Annotated in this window: 12 protein-coding genes and 6 pseudogenes; 17 read left to right on the forward strand and 1 reads right to left on the reverse strand. The window is 67.6% G+C overall.

From position 1 onward, the window contains the following. The first annotated feature begins 164 nt into the window (after positions 1-164). The 5 genes and pseudogenes from C7T91_RS27590 (at position 165) to C7T91_RS27610 (ending at position 5,895) form a co-directional block, all read left to right on the forward strand. On the forward strand, positions 165-1,508 hold the full coding sequence (locus C7T91_RS27590) for an AAA family ATPase (RefSeq protein WP_108263072.1): 1,344 nt from the start codon (positions 165-167) through the stop codon (positions 1,506-1,508). Then, positions 1,505-2,617, forward strand: a complete 1,113-nt coding sequence (locus C7T91_RS27595) for a ParB/RepB/Spo0J family partition protein (protein ID WP_108263074.1) — start codon at positions 1,505-1,507, stop codon at positions 2,615-2,617. Before C7T91_RS27590 ends, C7T91_RS27595 begins: the two co-directional genes overlap by 4 nt. Positions 2,618-4,305: 1,688 nt before the next feature. Beyond that, positions 4,306-4,437: a four-carbon acid sugar kinase family protein gene (locus C7T91_RS38170; protein ID WP_269102632.1), complete on the forward strand. Its 132-nt coding sequence runs from the start codon at positions 4,306-4,308 to the stop codon at positions 4,435-4,437. Positions 4,438-5,044: 607 nt separating this feature from the next. Further along, positions 5,045-5,287 (forward strand): annotated as a pseudogene (locus C7T91_RS38765) (hypothetical protein); the annotation flags it as partial. Then, the gene (locus C7T91_RS27610; RefSeq protein ID WP_407943350.1) at positions 5,173-5,895 is read left to right on the forward strand and encodes an SDR family oxidoreductase; all 723 of its coding nucleotides are present in this window, start codon (positions 5,173-5,175) and stop codon (positions 5,893-5,895) included. The pseudogene C7T91_RS38765 and the gene C7T91_RS27610, both read left to right, overlap by 115 nt. A 452-nt stretch (positions 5,896-6,347) precedes the next feature. On the opposite strand, the gene C7T91_RS40115 is transcribed toward C7T91_RS27610, so the two are convergent. Beyond that, positions 6,348-6,662 carry a chlorophyll a/b-binding protein gene (locus C7T91_RS40115; protein ID WP_108263078.1) on the reverse strand — a complete coding sequence of 105 codons (315 nt, stop codon included), beginning with the start codon at positions 6,660-6,662 and terminating at the stop codon, positions 6,348-6,350. Positions 6,663-7,027: 365 nt separating this feature from the next. On the opposite strand from C7T91_RS40115, the gene choX reads away from it, so the two are divergent. The 12 genes and pseudogenes from choX to C7T91_RS40125 form a co-directional block, all read left to right on the forward strand. Then, positions 7,028-8,065 carry a choline ABC transporter substrate-binding protein gene (choX, locus tag C7T91_RS27620; protein WP_108263080.1) on the forward strand — a complete coding sequence of 346 codons (1,038 nt, stop codon included), beginning with the start codon at positions 7,028-7,030 and terminating at the stop codon, positions 8,063-8,065. Between the two features lie 82 nt (positions 8,066-8,147). Continuing rightward, positions 8,148-8,582: pseudogene (locus C7T91_RS37225) on the forward strand (SurA N-terminal domain-containing protein); the annotation flags it as partial. Positions 8,583-9,013: 431 nt separating this feature from the next. Further along, complete coding sequence (locus C7T91_RS27630; RefSeq protein ID WP_236638552.1) at positions 9,014-9,703, forward strand: peptidyl-prolyl cis-trans isomerase; 690 nt, start codon at positions 9,014-9,016, stop codon at positions 9,701-9,703. Then, a pseudogene (locus C7T91_RS40120) lies at positions 9,685-10,659 on the forward strand (hypothetical protein); the annotation flags it as partial. The gene C7T91_RS27630 and the pseudogene C7T91_RS40120, both read left to right, overlap by 19 nt. Positions 10,660-10,816: 157 nt before the next feature. Further along, positions 10,817-12,155 (forward strand): annotated as a pseudogene (rseP, locus tag C7T91_RS27645) (RIP metalloprotease RseP). A 333-nt stretch (positions 12,156-12,488) separates the two neighbouring features. Further along, positions 12,489-12,806: pseudogene (locus C7T91_RS38770) on the forward strand (POTRA domain-containing protein); the annotation flags it as partial. Positions 12,807-12,939: 133 nt separating this feature from the next. After that, complete coding sequence (locus tag C7T91_RS37240; RefSeq protein ID WP_236638540.1) at positions 12,940-13,365, forward strand: POTRA domain-containing protein; 426 nt, start codon at positions 12,940-12,942, stop codon at positions 13,363-13,365. After that, on the forward strand, positions 13,307-14,917 hold the full coding sequence (gene bamA / locus C7T91_RS37245; RefSeq protein WP_236638541.1) for an outer membrane protein assembly factor BamA: 1,611 nt from the start codon (positions 13,307-13,309) through the stop codon (positions 14,915-14,917). The genes C7T91_RS37240 and bamA overlap by 59 nt, the downstream gene beginning before the upstream one ends. A 273-nt stretch (positions 14,918-15,190) precedes the next feature. Further along, on the forward strand, positions 15,191-15,352 hold the full coding sequence (locus tag C7T91_RS33020; protein ID WP_161556144.1) for a hypothetical protein: 162 nt from the start codon (positions 15,191-15,193) through the stop codon (positions 15,350-15,352). A gap of 74 nt (positions 15,353-15,426) precedes the next feature. Continuing rightward, positions 15,427-15,885, forward strand: coding sequence for a 3-hydroxyacyl-ACP dehydratase FabZ (gene fabZ, locus C7T91_RS27655; RefSeq protein ID WP_108263087.1), 459 nt, complete (start codon positions 15,427-15,429; stop codon positions 15,883-15,885). Positions 15,886-15,947: 62 nt separating this feature from the next. Beyond that, a pseudogene (gene lpxA / locus C7T91_RS37250) lies at positions 15,948-16,605 on the forward strand (acyl-ACP--UDP-N-acetylglucosamine O-acyltransferase); the annotation flags it as partial. Positions 16,606-16,719: 114 nt separating this feature from the next. Next, positions 16,720-16,993, forward strand: a 274-nt coding sequence (locus C7T91_RS40125) for an ABC transporter substrate-binding protein (RefSeq protein WP_407943351.1), incomplete at its 3' end; no start/stop codon positions are given.

The raw sequence follows: 16,993 nt of genomic DNA on the forward strand, positions 1-16,993 counted from the left end.
AATGCCGCCGCCGGCCGATTCGAGGCAGGCTCGGCCCGAGGGCGCCGGTTTCCAAGGAAGCAACGCTCTTGGGCGAAGTTCTCCGCCATGATGATTTCAACTCGACAGAAAATGCAAGTTGAGCGTAAATCGAAAAAAGACAGAATTTTACGTTTGGAGGCATCGTGCTTACTCACAGCGATCTACGCGAGATCCAGACCCGGTCGCTCAAGATGCAGGGCTGGATCCGCGAACAGACCTTCTCGCCGGAAAGCGAGAAGACCCTGCGGCGGTTCTCTTCCTGGGAGGTCGCCGAGTTGATCCTCGGTCTGAACCAGAACACCTTCCGCGGAAAGATGGCAGCCGATCCCAGCCTTCCGGCGGGCAAGGTCGAGCCGGACGGAAGGCAGCGCTGGTTCACCCTCGAAGAGGTCAACACGCTGCGCCGCAAGCTGAAGCCTCGCGGAAAGTCACTGGTCCCGTCGCGGCCGAAGGGGCGGGCCTTCCGGACGGCGATCGCGAATTTCAAGGGCGGGGCGGGAAAGTCGACGGTGGCGCTGCATTTCGCCCATGCCGCCGCGCTGGACGGCTACCGCGTGCTCTGCGTCGACTTCGACCCGCAGGCGACGCTGTCGCATTCGATGGGGCTGAACGACGTCAGCGAGGAGCGCACGGTCTGGGGGATCATGGCCCGTGACCTGGTGCATGAGACAGAGGCGCAGAATGCCGCGCCGCGGGGGGCCGCTTCGGGCACCGCCCTGCCCCAGCGCCGACTGCCGGCCTCGATCACCGACCTCGGGATCCAGGACCTGCGGGTCGCCGACTTCATCCAGAAGACCAACTGGCCGACGATCGACCTGATCCCGTCCTGCGCCAATGCCGCCTTCGTCGAGTTCGCCTCCGCACAGTACCGCCACCTCAATCCGGAATGGTCGTTCTTCGCCGCGGTGAACCGCTATCTCGACCAGCTGCCGGACGACCAGTGGGACCTGATCTTCTTCGATTGTCCGCCGGCCATCGGCTACCAGTCGATGAACGCTGTCTTCGCGGCGGACATGCTCTATATCCCCTCCGGTCCCGGCTACTGGGAATATGACAGCACGACCTCCTTCATCGGCCAGCTTTCCGAAGCGCTCGAGGATTTGGCTTACGGGTTCGAGGGTTCCTTATCCGCGGATAAGGTCACCCTGCCGAAGGCATTCCACGACATCCGTTTCCTGCTGACCCGCTACGAGCCCGGCAACGATCTGCACCGGGCGATGTTCGAGGCCTTCGGCAAGGTGTTCGGCGACAAGCTCGCGCAGCAGCCGATCGAGATGACGCGGGCGGTGGAACAGTCGGGGCGCTTCCTCAATTCGATCTACGAAATGGACTACCGCGACATGACCCGGGAAACCTGGCGGCGCGCGCGGACCAGCTTCGACCGGGCCTTTGCCGAGTTCAAGACGGTGATGCAGCCGCATTGGGACAGCATGGGGGACCCAACCTTATCCGCGGATAAGGCGGCCGTGGAAGGAGCCGAGGGATGAGCCGCAGAAGACGGATTTTCGACATCGATCTCCCGGAGGAGGGGGCGCCGGACGCTCCTGCCCCCGCGCCGGAACCGGCTGCGCCTGACGGCCCGCCGCGGCGCGGGCCGATGGCGAGCGCCATTGCCGAGAACGCCGAAGCAGTGAAGGCCCGCAGGTCAGCCGCCGAGGCGATCCGCGAGGAGAATGACGCGCTTGCCCATGAATACGTGGCGCTGCGCGAGGCCGGCCATGTGGTCAGTCCCCTGCCCCTGGAGGACGTGCACAGCTCCATGCTGGTGCGCGACCGCATGCCCGGGGAAGACCACGAGCTGGAAGAACTGGCGGTCTCGATTCGCGACCTCGGCCTGTCCAACCCGATCCGCGTTCTGCCCCGGCCGGATGGCAGCGGCTATGAACTGGTTCAGGGCTATCGCCGCCTGATGGCCTACCGCCGCCTCAGCGACGAGACCGGAGACGAGGTTTGGGCGCGCATCCCTGCACTGGTCCTGCCGGGGGCGCCCGACATTGCCGGTCTCTATCGCCGGATGGTCGACGAGAACGTCATCCGCAAGGACCTGTCCTTCGCCGAGATGGCCTATGCGGCGCAGAATTACGCGGCGGATCCGGCGACGGATGCGGCAGATCTGGGTGCCGCTGTCGCTTCGCTCTTCCAGTCCGCGCCCTATTCGAAACGGAACTACATCCGCAATTTCGCATTCCTGCTCGATCAGATCGGCGGCGCGCTTCGCTACCCGACGGGAATTTCGCGGGCTCTCGGCGTGGCGCTCGCCCGCGAAATCCGGGACAGGCCGGAGCTTGCAGCGCAGATCAGCGAAGACCTTGCGGCACAGGGCAACCTCGAGATGGAAGAAGAACTCGAGATCCTGCGCCGCCATGTCCTGCGCGACAGCTTGGACGAACGCATGCCGGTTCCGGCAGAGAAGCCCGCGAAGCCCGCGAGGGCAGGGCGCACCAAGACCACGTTCCATATCGAAAGCTCGGCCGGCCAAGTGAAATGCACCGCTGGTCCGGGACGTCTGGAGATCAAGGTTGCACGGGATTTCTCCTCGATCGACCGGGCGCGGCTCGAGCGCGCGATCGCATCCTTGATCGACGGGCTGGCCTGACCTTATCCGCGGATAAGGTCGCAGCGGCAAAGGCCGGCATGGGCATTCCGGACCGGTAGCGGCGAACGGAACTGAAGCGAAATTTGGTCCGTCGCCGCGTTCCGCGCTCTGCACGTGTCCAAGACGGTCGACTTGCAGGAGCCCATGCCCGGCGGACTTCCTCAGCGCGGCTGCGCAAATCGGGGGATGTCCTTGGTCCTCCTTCGCGGCCGCGTTCCTTTCTGCGCCGTAGAGGCGGGCTGCCGAAATCCAAGGCCTCGGTCTGGCTGCCTTCCGGACCTGAATTTGGTATCTTGGCAGCCGGAACCGCCCGCGGAGAGTTTCTGCTTCCCGTCTCGTAGCCTTTAGTCAATTCGGACTTTCTCCGACGGTAATGATTGATCCGCTCCGCCCGATGGCCGCACGCGAAATCCTCCAAAGCCTGCAAGCCTCCGCCTCCCATCCAGATCCCGCAGGTCCCGCGGTGCCAAGGCAAGCGCTTCGGCCGGAGGGAGATGGAGGAATTGCCTCCGATGTCTGCCCGGCGATAGCCATGGTCTTGAACCGGCCCGCGTGCCGAAGAGGCCTGCACCGTCGTCCTCCTTGGTCCTCTGGCTTCGCCCAGTTGGGGGGAAAGCCCTCTGACCCCGCCGATATGTCCCGAGAGTTTCCGACTCGCGCCATGCTTCTGCCCTGTCATTGGTCGTGGAGCTGCAGCAGCGCGTCGTGTCCTCCGTTGCTCTGAGCGGACGTCGGTACGCATTCCGCGGCTCACGTGCCGTTGAGGAGGGCAGCGTGCCGTCAGGAGCCGCGACGCCTGCCTGTGTGCCGTTCCGTACGTTGCTGCGTTCCCGTAGAGGCATGGCTGCTCTCCCAGTCCGTCCTCTGCGTTGATGGCGTTGCTGACGGGAGGCGGGTTCTGGCTGCCCCGGACGCATGGCTAGTGCAGGTTGTTTTTCCGGACGGGAGACGGGAGCAGCCAAGCCCGGTCCCGGACGGGCAGGGTGGCCACTTGCACGATCGCAGTCGCGAACTGAGTCATGGAAGCCATGACAGGGCCTGCGATGCCCCCACATTCATGTCGGCCGCGGCCTACAGACGGGTCACCTCCCCGTTGCGCGGGTGACCGACCTATCGGTTCTCTCCGGCGCCTTCGCTCTGTTGAGGGTGCCCTTGCCGAGCGCGGTGTCACGGTTTCGCGCGAAACGATCCATGGTTGGGCAGGACGGTACCGGTTGCGCGATGGGACCCGCCTGGTTCCCGGGCGGCGACGCCGGCACGCTGAACAGCCTCTCGCGGCTCCAATACGCGAAAAGCCAGTCTGGATGACCAAAGCGAGACGCCATCAAGCCTGCATGCACGACATGAAGGGGCGTGTTATCCGGGTGGCTGGCCAAATAGTCGGCCGCGCCGCGCATCGACNTCGTATTTCGTCTGCTTCGGTAAGCGCGCGTCGATAGCGACAGAGCCAAAGTGCCGCAGCGAATTGACCCGCATGTGTCCATTCGCTCTTCGGCAGGGTGCGATCGATCACGCCCGCGACCCCGAGACGGTGCGGGCCGGCGCGCTCGACTTCTGCCGCGGGCTCGGCATCGACATGTCGCTCGGTGCCCATGGCGTGGCCGAGGCCGATCTGGGCGCGATGGCCGAGGAGGCGCATGCGATCCGGCGCCTGCTCGACTGGAACCCGAAGCCGCCTACTGACCGCCATGCCCCGGCTGATCCTGGTCGCCGACGACCTGACCGGTGCGCTCGACAGCGCCGTGGCCTTCGCGGCGCGCGGCATGGAAACCGTGGTGGCGCGCGGCGAGCGCGGCCTGAAATCCGTCCGGCATCGGTGATCGCGCCGTGGCCCTTTGTGCCGATGCCCGCTTGACCGGACGTTGTGCCGCGGAGCACCGGCCATTCAGATGAGCGGCATCTCCGCGTGTTTCCATCGCGGGATTCAAGGAGCACGCGCNCTTGGAGGGTGGCTCGCTGCTGACAGGCGGGCGACGCGAACTGGCAGGCCACCGTGGTGCCCGAGCGACCGGCAGCACAAAGCCGAGGCCACGGGGCGCGTCCGCGCTGCGATGCGGGAAACGCGGCAGGAAGAAAGAGACGGCAGATATGGGGGGCGGGCATCGGTCCGGTGGCGCGACCTGAGCGGCGCGGGCAAGGGGCCGTCGTCCAGCACGGATCGGCCTCGGCTTCGCGGTGTGCCGGGGGGCGGTGTTTGACGGTAACGTCCATGCCCGGCGCCGGGCGGGCGGGAGCTTTCCGGACAAGGCAGGGGCGCCGCGAGATCGGCAGTTGGCACAATCTCGGTGCCGCGGAGATTTGCGAAGGCTGAAGGCCACGGCGTAGAGGCAGAACACCTTTCGCGTGCCAGTATCAGCGCCGCAAATATCCGCTCGAACCATCTGCTCACATTTTGCGTCCGCCCTCTCTTCGCAGTCGGAGGCGATGATGCCGGGTGCCAGCGTGCTGGAGGTGGCGCGGCGACACCGGGTGTGCACGTCGCTGGTGTATCGCTGGCGACGCACGCTGCTGCGCGACGGGGTGGCGAGCGAAGCATTGCCGTTGCCGGGGCCGGCATTCATTCCACGCGCGGGTGCTCAAGACCGTGCTGGCGGGGTTTGCTTGATCGGGCCGCCGGGCGGTGTCCGGGTGTATCTGGCGGCCGGGGTCACGGACATGCGCAAGGGCTTCGACGGGCTGGCCGCGCTGGTACAGCAGCGGCTGCGCCAGGGGTCGCGGTCGATCTGCAGGACCCGGCGGCGGCCCGCGCCGCGATGGCCGAGGCCGGGACGGCGGACTGCCTGATCAACTCGGCCGGGATCAACGTGCTGGAAAGCGCCTTCGACATGACTGAGGCGGGCTACGAGGCGGTGATGGGGATCAACCTGCGCGCCGCGCTGATCGCCTGCCAGGAATTCGGCCGGGCGCGCGTCGCGGCGGGCGGCGGCGGCGCGATCGTCAACATCACCTCGATCGCCGGGCATCGCGGCTTTGCCGAACACCTGTGCTATGCCGCCTCCAAGGCCGGACTCGAGGGGGCCAGCCGGGTGCTGGCGAAGGAGTTCGGTCCGCATGGCATCCGCGTCAACTGCGTCGCGCCGACCATCACCCTGACAGAGCTGGCCGCCGAGGCTTGGAGCGATCCGGCGAAATCGCAGCCGATGATGGTCCGCCATCCGGCGAACCGCTTTGCCGAGGCGCAGGACGTGGCCGAAAGCATCGCCATGCTGCTGTCGGCGGATGCCGGCATGGTCACCGGCGCGGTCCTGCCGGTCGATGGCGGTTTCCTCGCGGTCTGACAGTCCCGGCCGGTCCGCTCCGCCGCAGGCCGCGTCCTGCCGTGATGTTCCGGCAGGCTGGCGACAAAGTCCGTCCGGTTGGAGCGGCCGGACGCGAGGCCGGGGACCAGGTGCAACGCGACGCGGAACGAGCCGTTTCCGGGGGCGGCCTTGCCGGGCTCCGGAATGACGTCCGGCGCGATCATGGCTTAGAAAGCCGTTGCGGCAGGCTGCTCGGGCGGACGGCCCCTGGGGGCCGCGGAGCCTGGACCGGGCGGCCTGCAGCGCGGGTGTCGGCTGGATCATGAGGGGGCAGGCCATCGGGCGGCAGTCGCCGCGCTGAAGCATGACTGCAAAAATTTTCAAAATAGGAACAAAATGCACTCCTGGGTCTGTTCGCATCTGGAGATGTCGTGCAAATGTCATCTAAATGGCCGAAATTTCCGGCGGAAGGGGCGGCATGGCGGACTGCATTATTTCCAATGAGTGACGCGCCGGAGGCAGAAGGGCTGCGTCCGGGCGAAACCGCCGTCGCGCTGGAGGCGCCGGGCGATGCCGCGCTGCGCTTCATCGGCACGATCCGCACGCCCTGGACCGACCGGGCGGATTGTCCGCGCCAGGGCCGCCCCGACGGCAGCAAGGTTCTCTATCGGTCCCTTACCAGTGACGATGGCTTGAACGAAGAATCCAAACATAGAGAACATAGCCAATCTTCCGTTCTTGAGCTCCTTCACCTTCAACTCAGCGAATGCCTCTGGGTCGGTAGCCAAACCCAATGGGTCGAACATTTCCTGCGACTCTGTAGCCTTCAACGGCTCCCATCAAAATAACTTGTGTGGCCCAAATGGCCAAAATGCTCTGAGCGTGAACCAAGCTAGGGTTTCCCAAGTAATCGAGCCCTCCATCGCTGAAGATCTGTGGGCAGCGCGGAGCTGCGGCCTTGCATGCGGCGGCGCAGCCGGTAGGCTGGCAGCGGCGGCGCATTCCGGAGCCGGGCACGGAGGCGCTTGGCGACCCGTTTTGCGACGCAGCCTTGTGCAGGGACAGCGTGCAGGCGATCCCCGTCCCGGCATTGACCGTGCAGCCTTCCGCGGCTAGCCCGCGGCCAGCCGCCGTACCGGCGTTCCGTCCACTCCGCGCAAGGCTCGACCGCATGAATATCAGAAAGCCGGCACTGCTCGCCGCACTCGCCCTTTCCGCCGCGCCGGCCGCTATGGCCGATTGCGCCAAGGTCCGCATGGCCGAGCCGGGCTGGAGCGACCTGGCGCTGACCACCGCGATCACCCAGACGCTGCTGGAAAGCCTCGGCTACGAGACTGAGACCGGCATTCTCGGCGTGCCGGTGATCTACCAGTCGATGCGGCGCGGCGATCTCGACGTCTTCATGGGCTATTGGGACCCTTCGATGCGGCCCTATTACGATGCATACCGCGACAGCGGCGACATCGAGACGGTGCACCAGAACCTCGCGGGCGCGAAATACACCTGGGCGGTCCCGGCCTATGTCTACGAGGCCGGGGTGCACAGTTTCGCCGACGTGGCGGCGCATGCCGGCGAATTCGGCGAACGGCTCTACGGGATCGAGCCGGGCTCGAACCAGAACATGCTCGACATTGTGGCGCAGGACGCCTTCGGGCTGGGCGGATGGCGGGTCGTGGAGAGCTCCGAGCAGGGCATGCTGGCGCAGCTCCGCCGCAGCATCCGCAAGAAGGACTGGATCCTGTTCCTCGCCTGGGCGCCGCATCCTATGAACACCGCCTATGACATCCGCTATCTCGAGGGCGGGGATGCGTTCTACGGGCCGGATTTCGGCGGGGCGACGGTCTCCACCCAGGTGCGCCGCGGCTATCTGGAGGAATGCCCCAATGTCGGCCGGCTGCTGACCCGCCTGACCTTCGATGTCGGCATGGAAAGCGAAGGGATGGCGCATATCCTCGAAGAGGGCGACAGCGCCGGGGAGGCCGCGCGCAAGGTGCTGGCGGCCCATGCCGGCCGGCTGGAGGGCTGGCTCGACGGCGTCGAGACCATCGACGGCGCGCCGGGGCTTGCCGCGGTGAAGGACGCGCTCGGCCGCGGCACCCGCGAGCTGCGCATCGCCTTTGCCAATATCGACGGCAGCGGCATCGCCGCGCTGGCCGGGCGGCTGGCCGCGCTGCCCTTCGCGCTTGCGAGCCACGGGGCATCCGGCTAGACCCTCGCGCACTACTGGTCCATCCGGGGGAGCAACCATGGCCAAGCGCGAGACGTCCGAGAAACCCAAAGGCAAGAAGCACATGTCCAATGTCCTGGTGCTCGTGCTCTTGGGCGTGCTGCTGATCGGCTTGGGCGGCTACGGCGTCACCGGCTTCAACACCCAGGTCCGCTCGGTCGGCACCGTGGGCGAAACCCAGATCGACGCCACGACCTATCACGGGCTCCTGCGCCAGCGCATGGACCAGGTCTCGCAGCAGACCGGCGAGCAGCTGACCTTCGCGCAGGCCGAGCAGATGGGCATCGCCACCGCGGTGCTGCAGCAATCCGTTGCCACCGCCTCGCTGCAGGAAGCCGCGCGCCGCGCCGGGCTTTCGGTCGGCGACGGCGAGGTCGCCCGCCGCGTCAGCAGCATCTCCGCCTTCCAGGGCATGGACGGCAGCTTCGACCAGGAGGTCTACCGCGACCTGCTGCAGCGCTCGGGCCGCACCGTCGGCGGCTTCGAGGACGGCGTCCGCCAGGAAGCCTCCGCCGACCTGCTGCAGCGCGCGCTGCTGAACGGGCTGACCCCGCCGCAGGCCTATGGCAACACGCTGCTGACCTTCCTCGGCGAAGCCCGCAACATCACCTGGGCGCCGATCCCCGACAGCCTGCTGGAGACCGCGCCCGCCGCGCCGACCGACGCGGAGGTGCAGGCCTGGTACGACGCCAATCCGGACCGCTTCACCCTGCCCGACCGCAAGGAAATCACCTACGCCTGGCTCTCGCCCGAGATGATGCTCGACCAGGTCGAGCTGAGCGATGACGCGCTGCGCGCAAGCTACGAGGCCCGTTCCGCCGAGTTCCAGCGCCCCGAGCGGCGCATGGTCGACCGCCTGGGCTTCGCCGATCTCGGGCCGCGCAGGCCGCCAAGGACGCGATCGAGGCGGGCGAGACCACCTTCGACGCCCTGCTCGAAGAGCGCGGCCTCGCGGAAAGCGATGTCAGCCTCGGCACCATCGGCCGCTCCGCGCTGGCCGCCGAGGCCGCCGATGCGGTCTTCGGGCTGGACGACACCGGCATTGCCGGTCCGGCGATGAGCGCGGTCGGCCCGGCGATCTTCCGGGTGAACGCGATCCTTTCCGCCCAGACCACCAGCTTCGAGGACGCGCTGCCGCAGCTCCGCCAGGACCTGGCGCTGGCCCGCGCCGCGGAGCTGGTGCAGCAGGAGATGGAACCGCTCGACGACGAGCTGGCCGGCGGCGCGACGCTCGAGGAGCTGGCTGCCGACAGCCCGATGCAGATCGGCACCGTCACCTGGGACGCCCAGTCGGAGCCCGCGGACGCCCCGGCCACCGAGCCCGAATTCTACAATGCCGCCGCCGCGCTTGCCGATGGCGACTTCCCGGAAATCACCCTGGCCGACAGCGGCACGATCTTCGCGATGCGCCTCGACAGCCTCGCCCCCTCGGAGCTGCAGCCGCTCGGCGATGTCCGCGCCGAAGCCGAGGCAGGTGCCGCCGAAGCCAAGCGCATCGAGGCGCTCGAAGCCGAGGGCGAGGCGCTCAAGGCCCGTCTCGCGGCCGGCGAGGACTTCGCCATTCGGGCGTCAAGCGATCGGTCCGGTGGACCGACCGTGGCGAGAATGAAGTCGAGCTGAAGACGGGCGCGGCGAAGGGCAGCCGTCCGCCGCTTCGCGAGGTGCAGCGCAACCGCTGCCCGGCAGGCGAATGCATGCATTCGCCGAGAGGGGATACCGCGAGCGGGATTGGGATGCGCGGGCGGGCAGGATCGCGCTGGAAATCCCGAAGCTCAGGAAGGGCAGCTGTCTTCCCAGTTTCCCGGAGCCGCGACGGACGGCGGAGAAGGCCCGGATGGAGGCGGCGACCGCTCCGGCCAACGCCACCGGCAGGCCGCCCTGCCCGGCGATGATCCCCAGCGGTCCGGCCACGGGCTCAGCGCGGCGTCAGGAAGGAGCGGTCGGTCTGACCGAGGATGAACTCGACAATGTCGCGCACGTACTGGCTTTCGGTTTCCTCGCCGAGACGGCGCGCGCGGTCGAGGTGATCATCACCGCCTCGGGCGGGGCGTTCCGCGACTGGCCGCTGGAGCGGCTCGCCGAGGCAACGCTGGCCGAGGCGTCCAGCCACCCGAACTGGGACATGGGCCAGCGCATCACCATCGACAGTGCCTCGATGTTCAACAAGGCTCTGGAGCTGATCGAGACCCGCGAATTCTTCGGCATCGACCCGGCGAAGATCGAGGCCGTCGTCCATCCCGAGAGCATCATCCATGCGATGGTCGCCCATAATGACGGCGGCATCCTCGCGCATCTCGGCGCGCCCGACATGCGCCATGCGATCGGCTATGCGCTCCACTGGCCCGAGCGCCGCGCGCTTCCCGTAGAGCGGCTCGATTTCGTCAAGCTCGGCAGCCTGACCTTCCGCCCGGCCTGCGAGACCCGCTATCCGGCGCTTAGGCTGGCGCGCGAGGTGATGGCGGCTGGCGGGCTGGCGGGCGCGGCCTTCAACGGCGCCAAGGAACGCGCGCTCGACCATTTCATCGCCGGGCGCCTGCGCTTCACCGAAATGGCGGCGGTGGTGGACCGCGTTCTCGAAGAATTGGCCGCAGGCAGCGACTTGTCGGGGNGCGGTCACCCTTGAAGAGGTCACGCGGGTGGACCAAATTGCCCGTATTGCCGCGGATGCAGCGCTGGCACTCGGCGAAGCCGCGCACTGAAGGGCGCGGAACACGGACAAGAAAGGCTAAGGCGNTGGACCTGATCGGGCTGATCCCTCAATTCGGCAATCTCATATGGACGATTGCCGCCTTCGTGGTCGCGCTGTCGGTCATCGTCGCCATCCATGAATACGGCCATTACATCGTTGGCCGCTGGTCGGGGATCCATGCCGAGGTGTTCTCCCTCGGCTTCGGGCCGCGCATCGCCTCCTGGCGCGACAAGCGCGGCACGCTGTGGCAGATCTCGGCCCTGCCGCTCGGCGGCTACGTGAAATTCCTCGGCGATGCCGATCCGGCCNAGCGCTGGCAAAGACGGCGGCTTCGAGCACATGGATGCCGCGACGCTCAGGAAGNACCATGCATGCCGCGCCGCTCTGGGCGCGCTCGGCGACGGTCGCGGCCGGTCCGCTGTTCAATTTCGCCCTGTCGATCCTCCTGTTCGCGGGCGTGGTGCTCTGGCAGGGACAGGCGAGCGATCCGCTGACCATCGACACGCTGCGGCCGATGCCGCCGGCGGTGCAGAACCTCGAGCCGGGCGACGAGCTCCTTGAAATCAACGGCGCCCGCGTACCGGAACTGGCGGGCTTCGACCGCTTCGTTTCNCGGGCTGCCGAAGGCGCCCGAGCTGGACTACACGGTGCTGCGCGACGGCCGCCAGGTCGATGCCGTCGGACCCTATCCCTATCCGCCGCTGGTCTCCACGGTCAGCCCGAAATCGGCAGCGATGGATGCCGGCCTGGAAAGCGGCGACTACATCCTGGCGGTGGACGGCACGCCGATTTCCTCCTTCGACGACCTGCGCAGCGCAGTCGAGATTTCCGGAGGTGCGGCCCTGACGCTGGAGATCTGGCGCGGCGGCGACACGTTCCCGGTGCANGCTGTCGCCGCGCCAGACGGACATGCCGACCGCCGATGGCGGCTTTGAGACGCGCTACCTGATCGGCGTGACGGGCGGGCTGTTCTTCGAGCCGGTGACCGAGATGCCGGGGCCGTTCTCGGCCGTGGCCATCGGCGCCGGGCAGGTGGCCTTCATCGTCGAGCAGAGCCTCTCGGGCCTGTGGCACATGATCACCGGCGCGATTTCGTCCTGCAACCTGTCGGGGCCGATCGGCATCGCCGAAACCTCGGGCGCGGCGGCCAGCCAGGGGCTCGACAGCTTCATCTGGTTCCTCGCCGTGCTCTCGACCGCGGTCGGGCTGATGAACCTCTTCCCGATCCCCGTGCTCGATGGCGGCCATCTGGTGTTCTTCGCCTACGAGGCGGTGGCGGGCCGTCCGCCGTCCGACCGGGCGCTGCGCGTGCTGATGGCAGGCGGCCTGGCGCTGATCCTCGGGCTGATGGCTTTCGCGCTGACCAACGACCTGTTCTGCTGAAGAAATGGCNCGCNATCCCCAGCATCATGGGGGCGGCCTGGCAACAGCCACAAAAAATGGCACTCCCGTGGCGCCATGCCGTTTTGACAAGCCCGTCTCCACGGTCTACGGACGGGGTGAGGCAAGAACAGGTTCGAGGGTGCGGAATGGCGCGGCAGAAGGTCAGGCGGAGCGGTCTGCGGAACAGTGTGGCATGGAGCATGACGGCCTGGCTCGCGATTTCCGCGCCGCTGGCCACCATGCCGGTCGGCGNCGGCGCTCGCGCAGGAGGCCGGGCGCAGCCTGTCGCGCATCGATGTCGAGGGCAACATCCGCGTCGATGACAGCTCGGTCCTGACCTATGCCGGGATCGCGCCGGGCACGTCGCTGACCACCGGCCAGCTCAATGCCGCCTATCAGCGGATCATGGGCTCGGGCCTGTTCGAGGATGTCGATTTCGGCATTTCCGGCAGCGTCCTGACCATCACCGTCACGGAATTTCCGACGGTCAACCAGATCTCGATCGAGGGCAACCGCCGGATCGACGACGAGGTGCTGATGCCGCTGCTGACGACGCGTCCGCGCCGCGTCTACAGCCCGTCCGACGCCGAGAACGACGCCCGCACCATCGCCGAGGCCTACCGCCAGGCCGGCCGCCTGGGCGCCATCGTGACGCCGCGGCTCATCGCGCGCAGCCAGAACCGCGTCGACCTGGTCTTCGAGGTCACCGAAAGCGCGGTGGTGGAGGTCGAGCGCANTCTCCTTCGTCGGCAACCGCACCTATACCGACCGCCGCCTGCGCAACGTGCTGGGCACCAAGCAGGCAGGGATCTTCCGCGCGCTGGTGTCGCGCGACAGCTTCGTCGAGGACCGCATCGCCTTCGACCGGCAGGTGCTGACCGACTACTACCGCAACCGCGGCTTCGTCGATTTCGAGGTGACCTCGGTCTCCACCGAATTCTCGCGCGAACGCAACGCGTTCTTCATCACCTTCAATGTCCGCGAGGGCCAGCGCTACCGCTTCGGCACGGTCGGCATCGCGTCGGAAGTGCCCGAGATCGAGGCCGCCGCCTTCGAGGACATCATCCGCACCAAGCCCGGCCAGTACTATTCGCCGGTCCGCATCGAGGACGGCATCGCCCGGCTCGAGCGCAAGGCGATCATGGACGGCTATGACTTCATCCGCGTCGATCCGCGGATCGAGCGNCAATCCCGAGACCCAGACGCTTGACCTGACCTACACGCTGACCCGCGGCCCGCGGCTCTTCGTCGAGCGGATCGACATCGAGGGCAACTCCTCGACCCGCGACGAGGTCATCCGCCGCCAGTTCGACACGGTGGAAGGCGACCCCTTCAACCCGCGCGAAATCCGCAACGCCGCGTCGCGCATCCGCGCGCTGAACTTCTTCTCGAATGCCGATGTGCAGCCGCGCGACGGCACCGCGTCCGACCGGGTGATCATCGACGTCAACGTCGACGAGCAGCCCACCGGCCAGATCGGCTTCGGCATCAACTACTCGGTCGGCGACGGCTTCGGCGGGACCTTCAACCTGTCCGAACGCAACTTCCTCGGCCGCGGCCAGCAGCTGGCCTTCTCGGTCTCGGCCGGGGTCGACAATGCCGCGGGCAGCCTGCGCTTCACCGAACCGGCGCTGCTGGGGCGGGACGTGTCGGGCTCGATGGAGCTGTTCTACACCTCGACCAACCAGTACAGCTCGGATTACAGCACCCGCGAGATCGGCCTGCAGCCGTCGCTGGGCTTCAACCTCAGCGACTATTCGCGGCTCAGCGTGCGCTACCGGATCTCGCAGGACGAGCTCTACAACGTCGATGACGGCAACACCGATCCCGAGGACGAGAACTACGATCCCGACGACAACGGCAGCTCGGTCATCCTCCAGCGCGAGGAAGGCGAGCAGCTGACCAGCTCGATCGGCTACACCTATACCTTCGACACGCGCCGCGTCGGCATCAACCCCGATGCGGGCATCCGCTTCACCTTCTCGCAGGACCTCGCGGGGCTCGGCGGCGACAGCGACTACATCCGCACCACCGCCTCGCTGACCGGCGAGACCAAGGTCTTCGGCACCGACCTGAACCTGCGCGCGGAGCTCGAAGGCGGCGCGATCCAGGCGCTGAACGGCTCGGACACGCGGATCCTCGACCGGTTCGGCTCGGGGCGCCGGGTGCGCGGCTTCGAGCGCAACGGCTTCGGCCCGCGCGACCTGACCGCGACCAACGAGGACGCGCTCGGCGGCAACTACTACAGCGCGATCCGCGCCGAGATGGACTTCCCGCTTGGCGTTCCGGAGGAATACGGCATCCGCGGCGGCCTGTTCGTCGATGCGGGCTCGGTCTGGGGGCTCGACGATACCGACGGGACCGAGGGCGAGGTGGATGACGATTTCCACCTGCGCGCGGTGCTCGGCGCGTCTCTGTTCTGGACGACGCCGCTCGGGCCGCTGCGCTTCGACTTCACCCGGGCGCTGATGAAGGAAGACTATGACGAAGAGCAGACCTTCGACTTCTCGATCTCGACGCNGCTTCNTGAGGCAGGGCTGGTCTTGGGGCTGGCGCTNCGCGGCTTGCGGCGCCATGGCCCAGGAGGCTCCTCCGGCCGGGCAGGCGGCATNCCGCTGCCGCGCCGTCCGAGGCGNGCGGAAAGCCCGGTGCTGACGCTGAANCCAGGACGCGATGTTNCACGCAGAGCGCGCTCGGCCAGCGCATCGTCGCCGAGCTCGAGCATGACCGCAACGCGCTGGCGGCGGAGAACCGCCGCATAGAGTCCGAGCTGACCTCCGAGGAGCAGGCGCTGACCGACCGGCGNCGGGACCACCCCGGCCGAGGCGTTCTCCAAGCTGGCCTCGGATTTCGACGAGAAGGTCCAGCGCCTGCGCCNAGGAACAGGACCGNCAAGGCGCGCAACCTGCAGCAGCGGCTCGACAGCGAGCGGCAGAACTTCGTCAACCGCGCGGCGCCGATCCTGGCGGACATCGCCCGCGACCGCGGCGCGCAGGTGATCCTCGACAGCACCGTGGTCCTGATGGCNCTTCGACGTGATCGACATCACCGAGGAGGCGATCGCCCGGCTGGATGCCGAATTCGGCAACGGCGCCAGTTCTCTCGGACCTGCCGAGCCCAGCCCGGCGCTGCGCCCCAGCCCGCGCATGCTGCAGCCGGTGCCCGGTGGGGACGGCGCGGGGACGGGCGGCGACTGAGCCGCTTGCCCCGGTGCGCGCCGCTTGCTAACCCCTAGCGGGAAAGCGCATCTGATCCCGAAGACAGGACGACCATGACCGATTGCCCCGCCACCGCCGATATCGACCTGATCCAGAAGGTGATCCCGCACCGCTACCCGTTCCTGCTGGTGGACCGCGTCAGCGACATCGTGGCATCGAAATCCGCGACCGGCCTGAAGAACGTCACCATGAACGAGCCGCAATTCACCGGCCACTTCCCGGCGGCGCCGATCTTTCCGGGCGTGATGCAGATCGAGGCCCTGGCCCAGACGGCTTCCGTTCTGGTCGGCCTGTCGCTCGACCTCGTGGGCAAGAACGCGCTGGTCTATTTCATGGGCGTGGACAAGTGCAAGTTCCGCCGCAAGGTGGTGCCGGGCGATCAGCTGCTGCTCAAGGTCGAGGCGCTGCGCGGCGGCGGCAAGGTGTGGAAATTCAAGGGCGAGGCCTCGGTCGACGGCGAGACCGCCTGCGAATGCGAATTCATGGCCATGATCGACGTCCCCAAGGAGTGATCGCGTGAGCATCCACGAAACTNGCGCAGGTCCATCCCTCTGCCGTGGTCGAGCCCGGCGCCATGATCGGCGCGGGCGCGATCGTCGGTCCGTTCTCGCTGGTCGGCCCCAAGGTCGTGCTCGGCCCCGGCGTGCATCTCAAGAGCCATGCCGTCGTCACCGGCAGGACCGAGATCGGCGAGGAGACGGTGATCTTCCCCGGCGCGGTGGTGGGCGAGATCCCGCAGGATCTGAAGTTCAAGGGCGAGGAAACCCGCCTGGTCGTCGGCAAGCGCAACCGCATCCGCGAGGGCGTGACGATGAACACCGGCACCGAGGGCGGCGGCGGCATCACCCAGGTGGGCGACGACTGCCTGTTCATGACCGGCTCCCATGTCGGCCATGACGTGATCGTCGGCAGCCGGGTGATCATGGCCAACCAGGCCNGCGCTGGCCGGGCATTGCCGGATCGACGACGACGTGATCATCGGCGGCCTGTCGGGCATCCACCAATGGGTGCGCATCGGCAAGGGCGCGATCATCGGCGCGGTCACCATGGTGACGAACGACGTGATCCCCTACGGGCTGGTGCAGGCGCCGCGCGGCGAGCTCGACGGGCTGAACCTCGTCGGGCTGAAGCGCAAGGGCGTGGCCCGCTCGGACATCACCGCGCTGCGCGCCGCCTACCAGATGCTGGCGCAGGGCGAAGGCGCCTTCCCGCGGCTCTGGGATTTCACCGAGAAATACAATGCCTGCGCCGGGCTGCTCGACACCCTGGTCCATGCCGCCGAGGACGGGCGGCTCACCGGCGCGCTGCTCGAGTCCTGGGAGACGGCCGAGGATGCTGCCTCCTATGTGCTGCACCTGCGCCCGGACGTGACCTGGTCGAACGGCGACGCCTTCACCGCCGAGGATGTCGCCGCCAATTTCGAGGGATGGTGCGACCGGACCCTGCCGGGCAATTCGATGGCCTCGCGGCTGACTCCGCTGATCGACCCGCAGACCGGCCGGCTGCGCGCCGGCGCCGTGACCGTCCTCGATCCGCTGACCGTCCGGCTCACGCTCTCCGCGCCCGACATCACGCTGCTGCCGGGGCTCTCGGACTATCCGGCGGCGGTGATGCACCGCT

This window comes from Mangrovicoccus ximenensis (assembly GCF_003056725.1).
GTDB lineage: Bacteria > Pseudomonadota > Alphaproteobacteria > Rhodobacterales > Rhodobacteraceae > Mangrovicoccus > Mangrovicoccus ximenensis.

Coding starts and splice junctions, on each gene's coding strand:
- C7T91_RS38170 (WP_269102632.1), top strand. CDS start 4,306: ATGCCCCGGCTGATCCTGGTCGCCGACGACCTGACCGGTGCGCTCGAC.
- choX (WP_108263080.1), top strand. CDS start 7,028: ATGAATATCAGAAAGCCGGCACTGCTCGCCGCACTCGCCCTTTCCGCC.
- fabZ (WP_108263087.1), top strand. CDS start 15,427: ATGACCGATTGCCCCGCCACCGCCGATATCGACCTGATCCAGAAGGTG.
- C7T91_RS40115 (WP_108263078.1), bottom strand. CDS start 6,662: ATGTTCGACCCATTGGGTTTGGCTACCGACCCAGAGGCATTCGCTGAG.
- C7T91_RS27595 (WP_108263074.1), top strand. CDS start 1,505: ATGAGCCGCAGAAGACGGATTTTCGACATCGATCTCCCGGAGGAGGGG.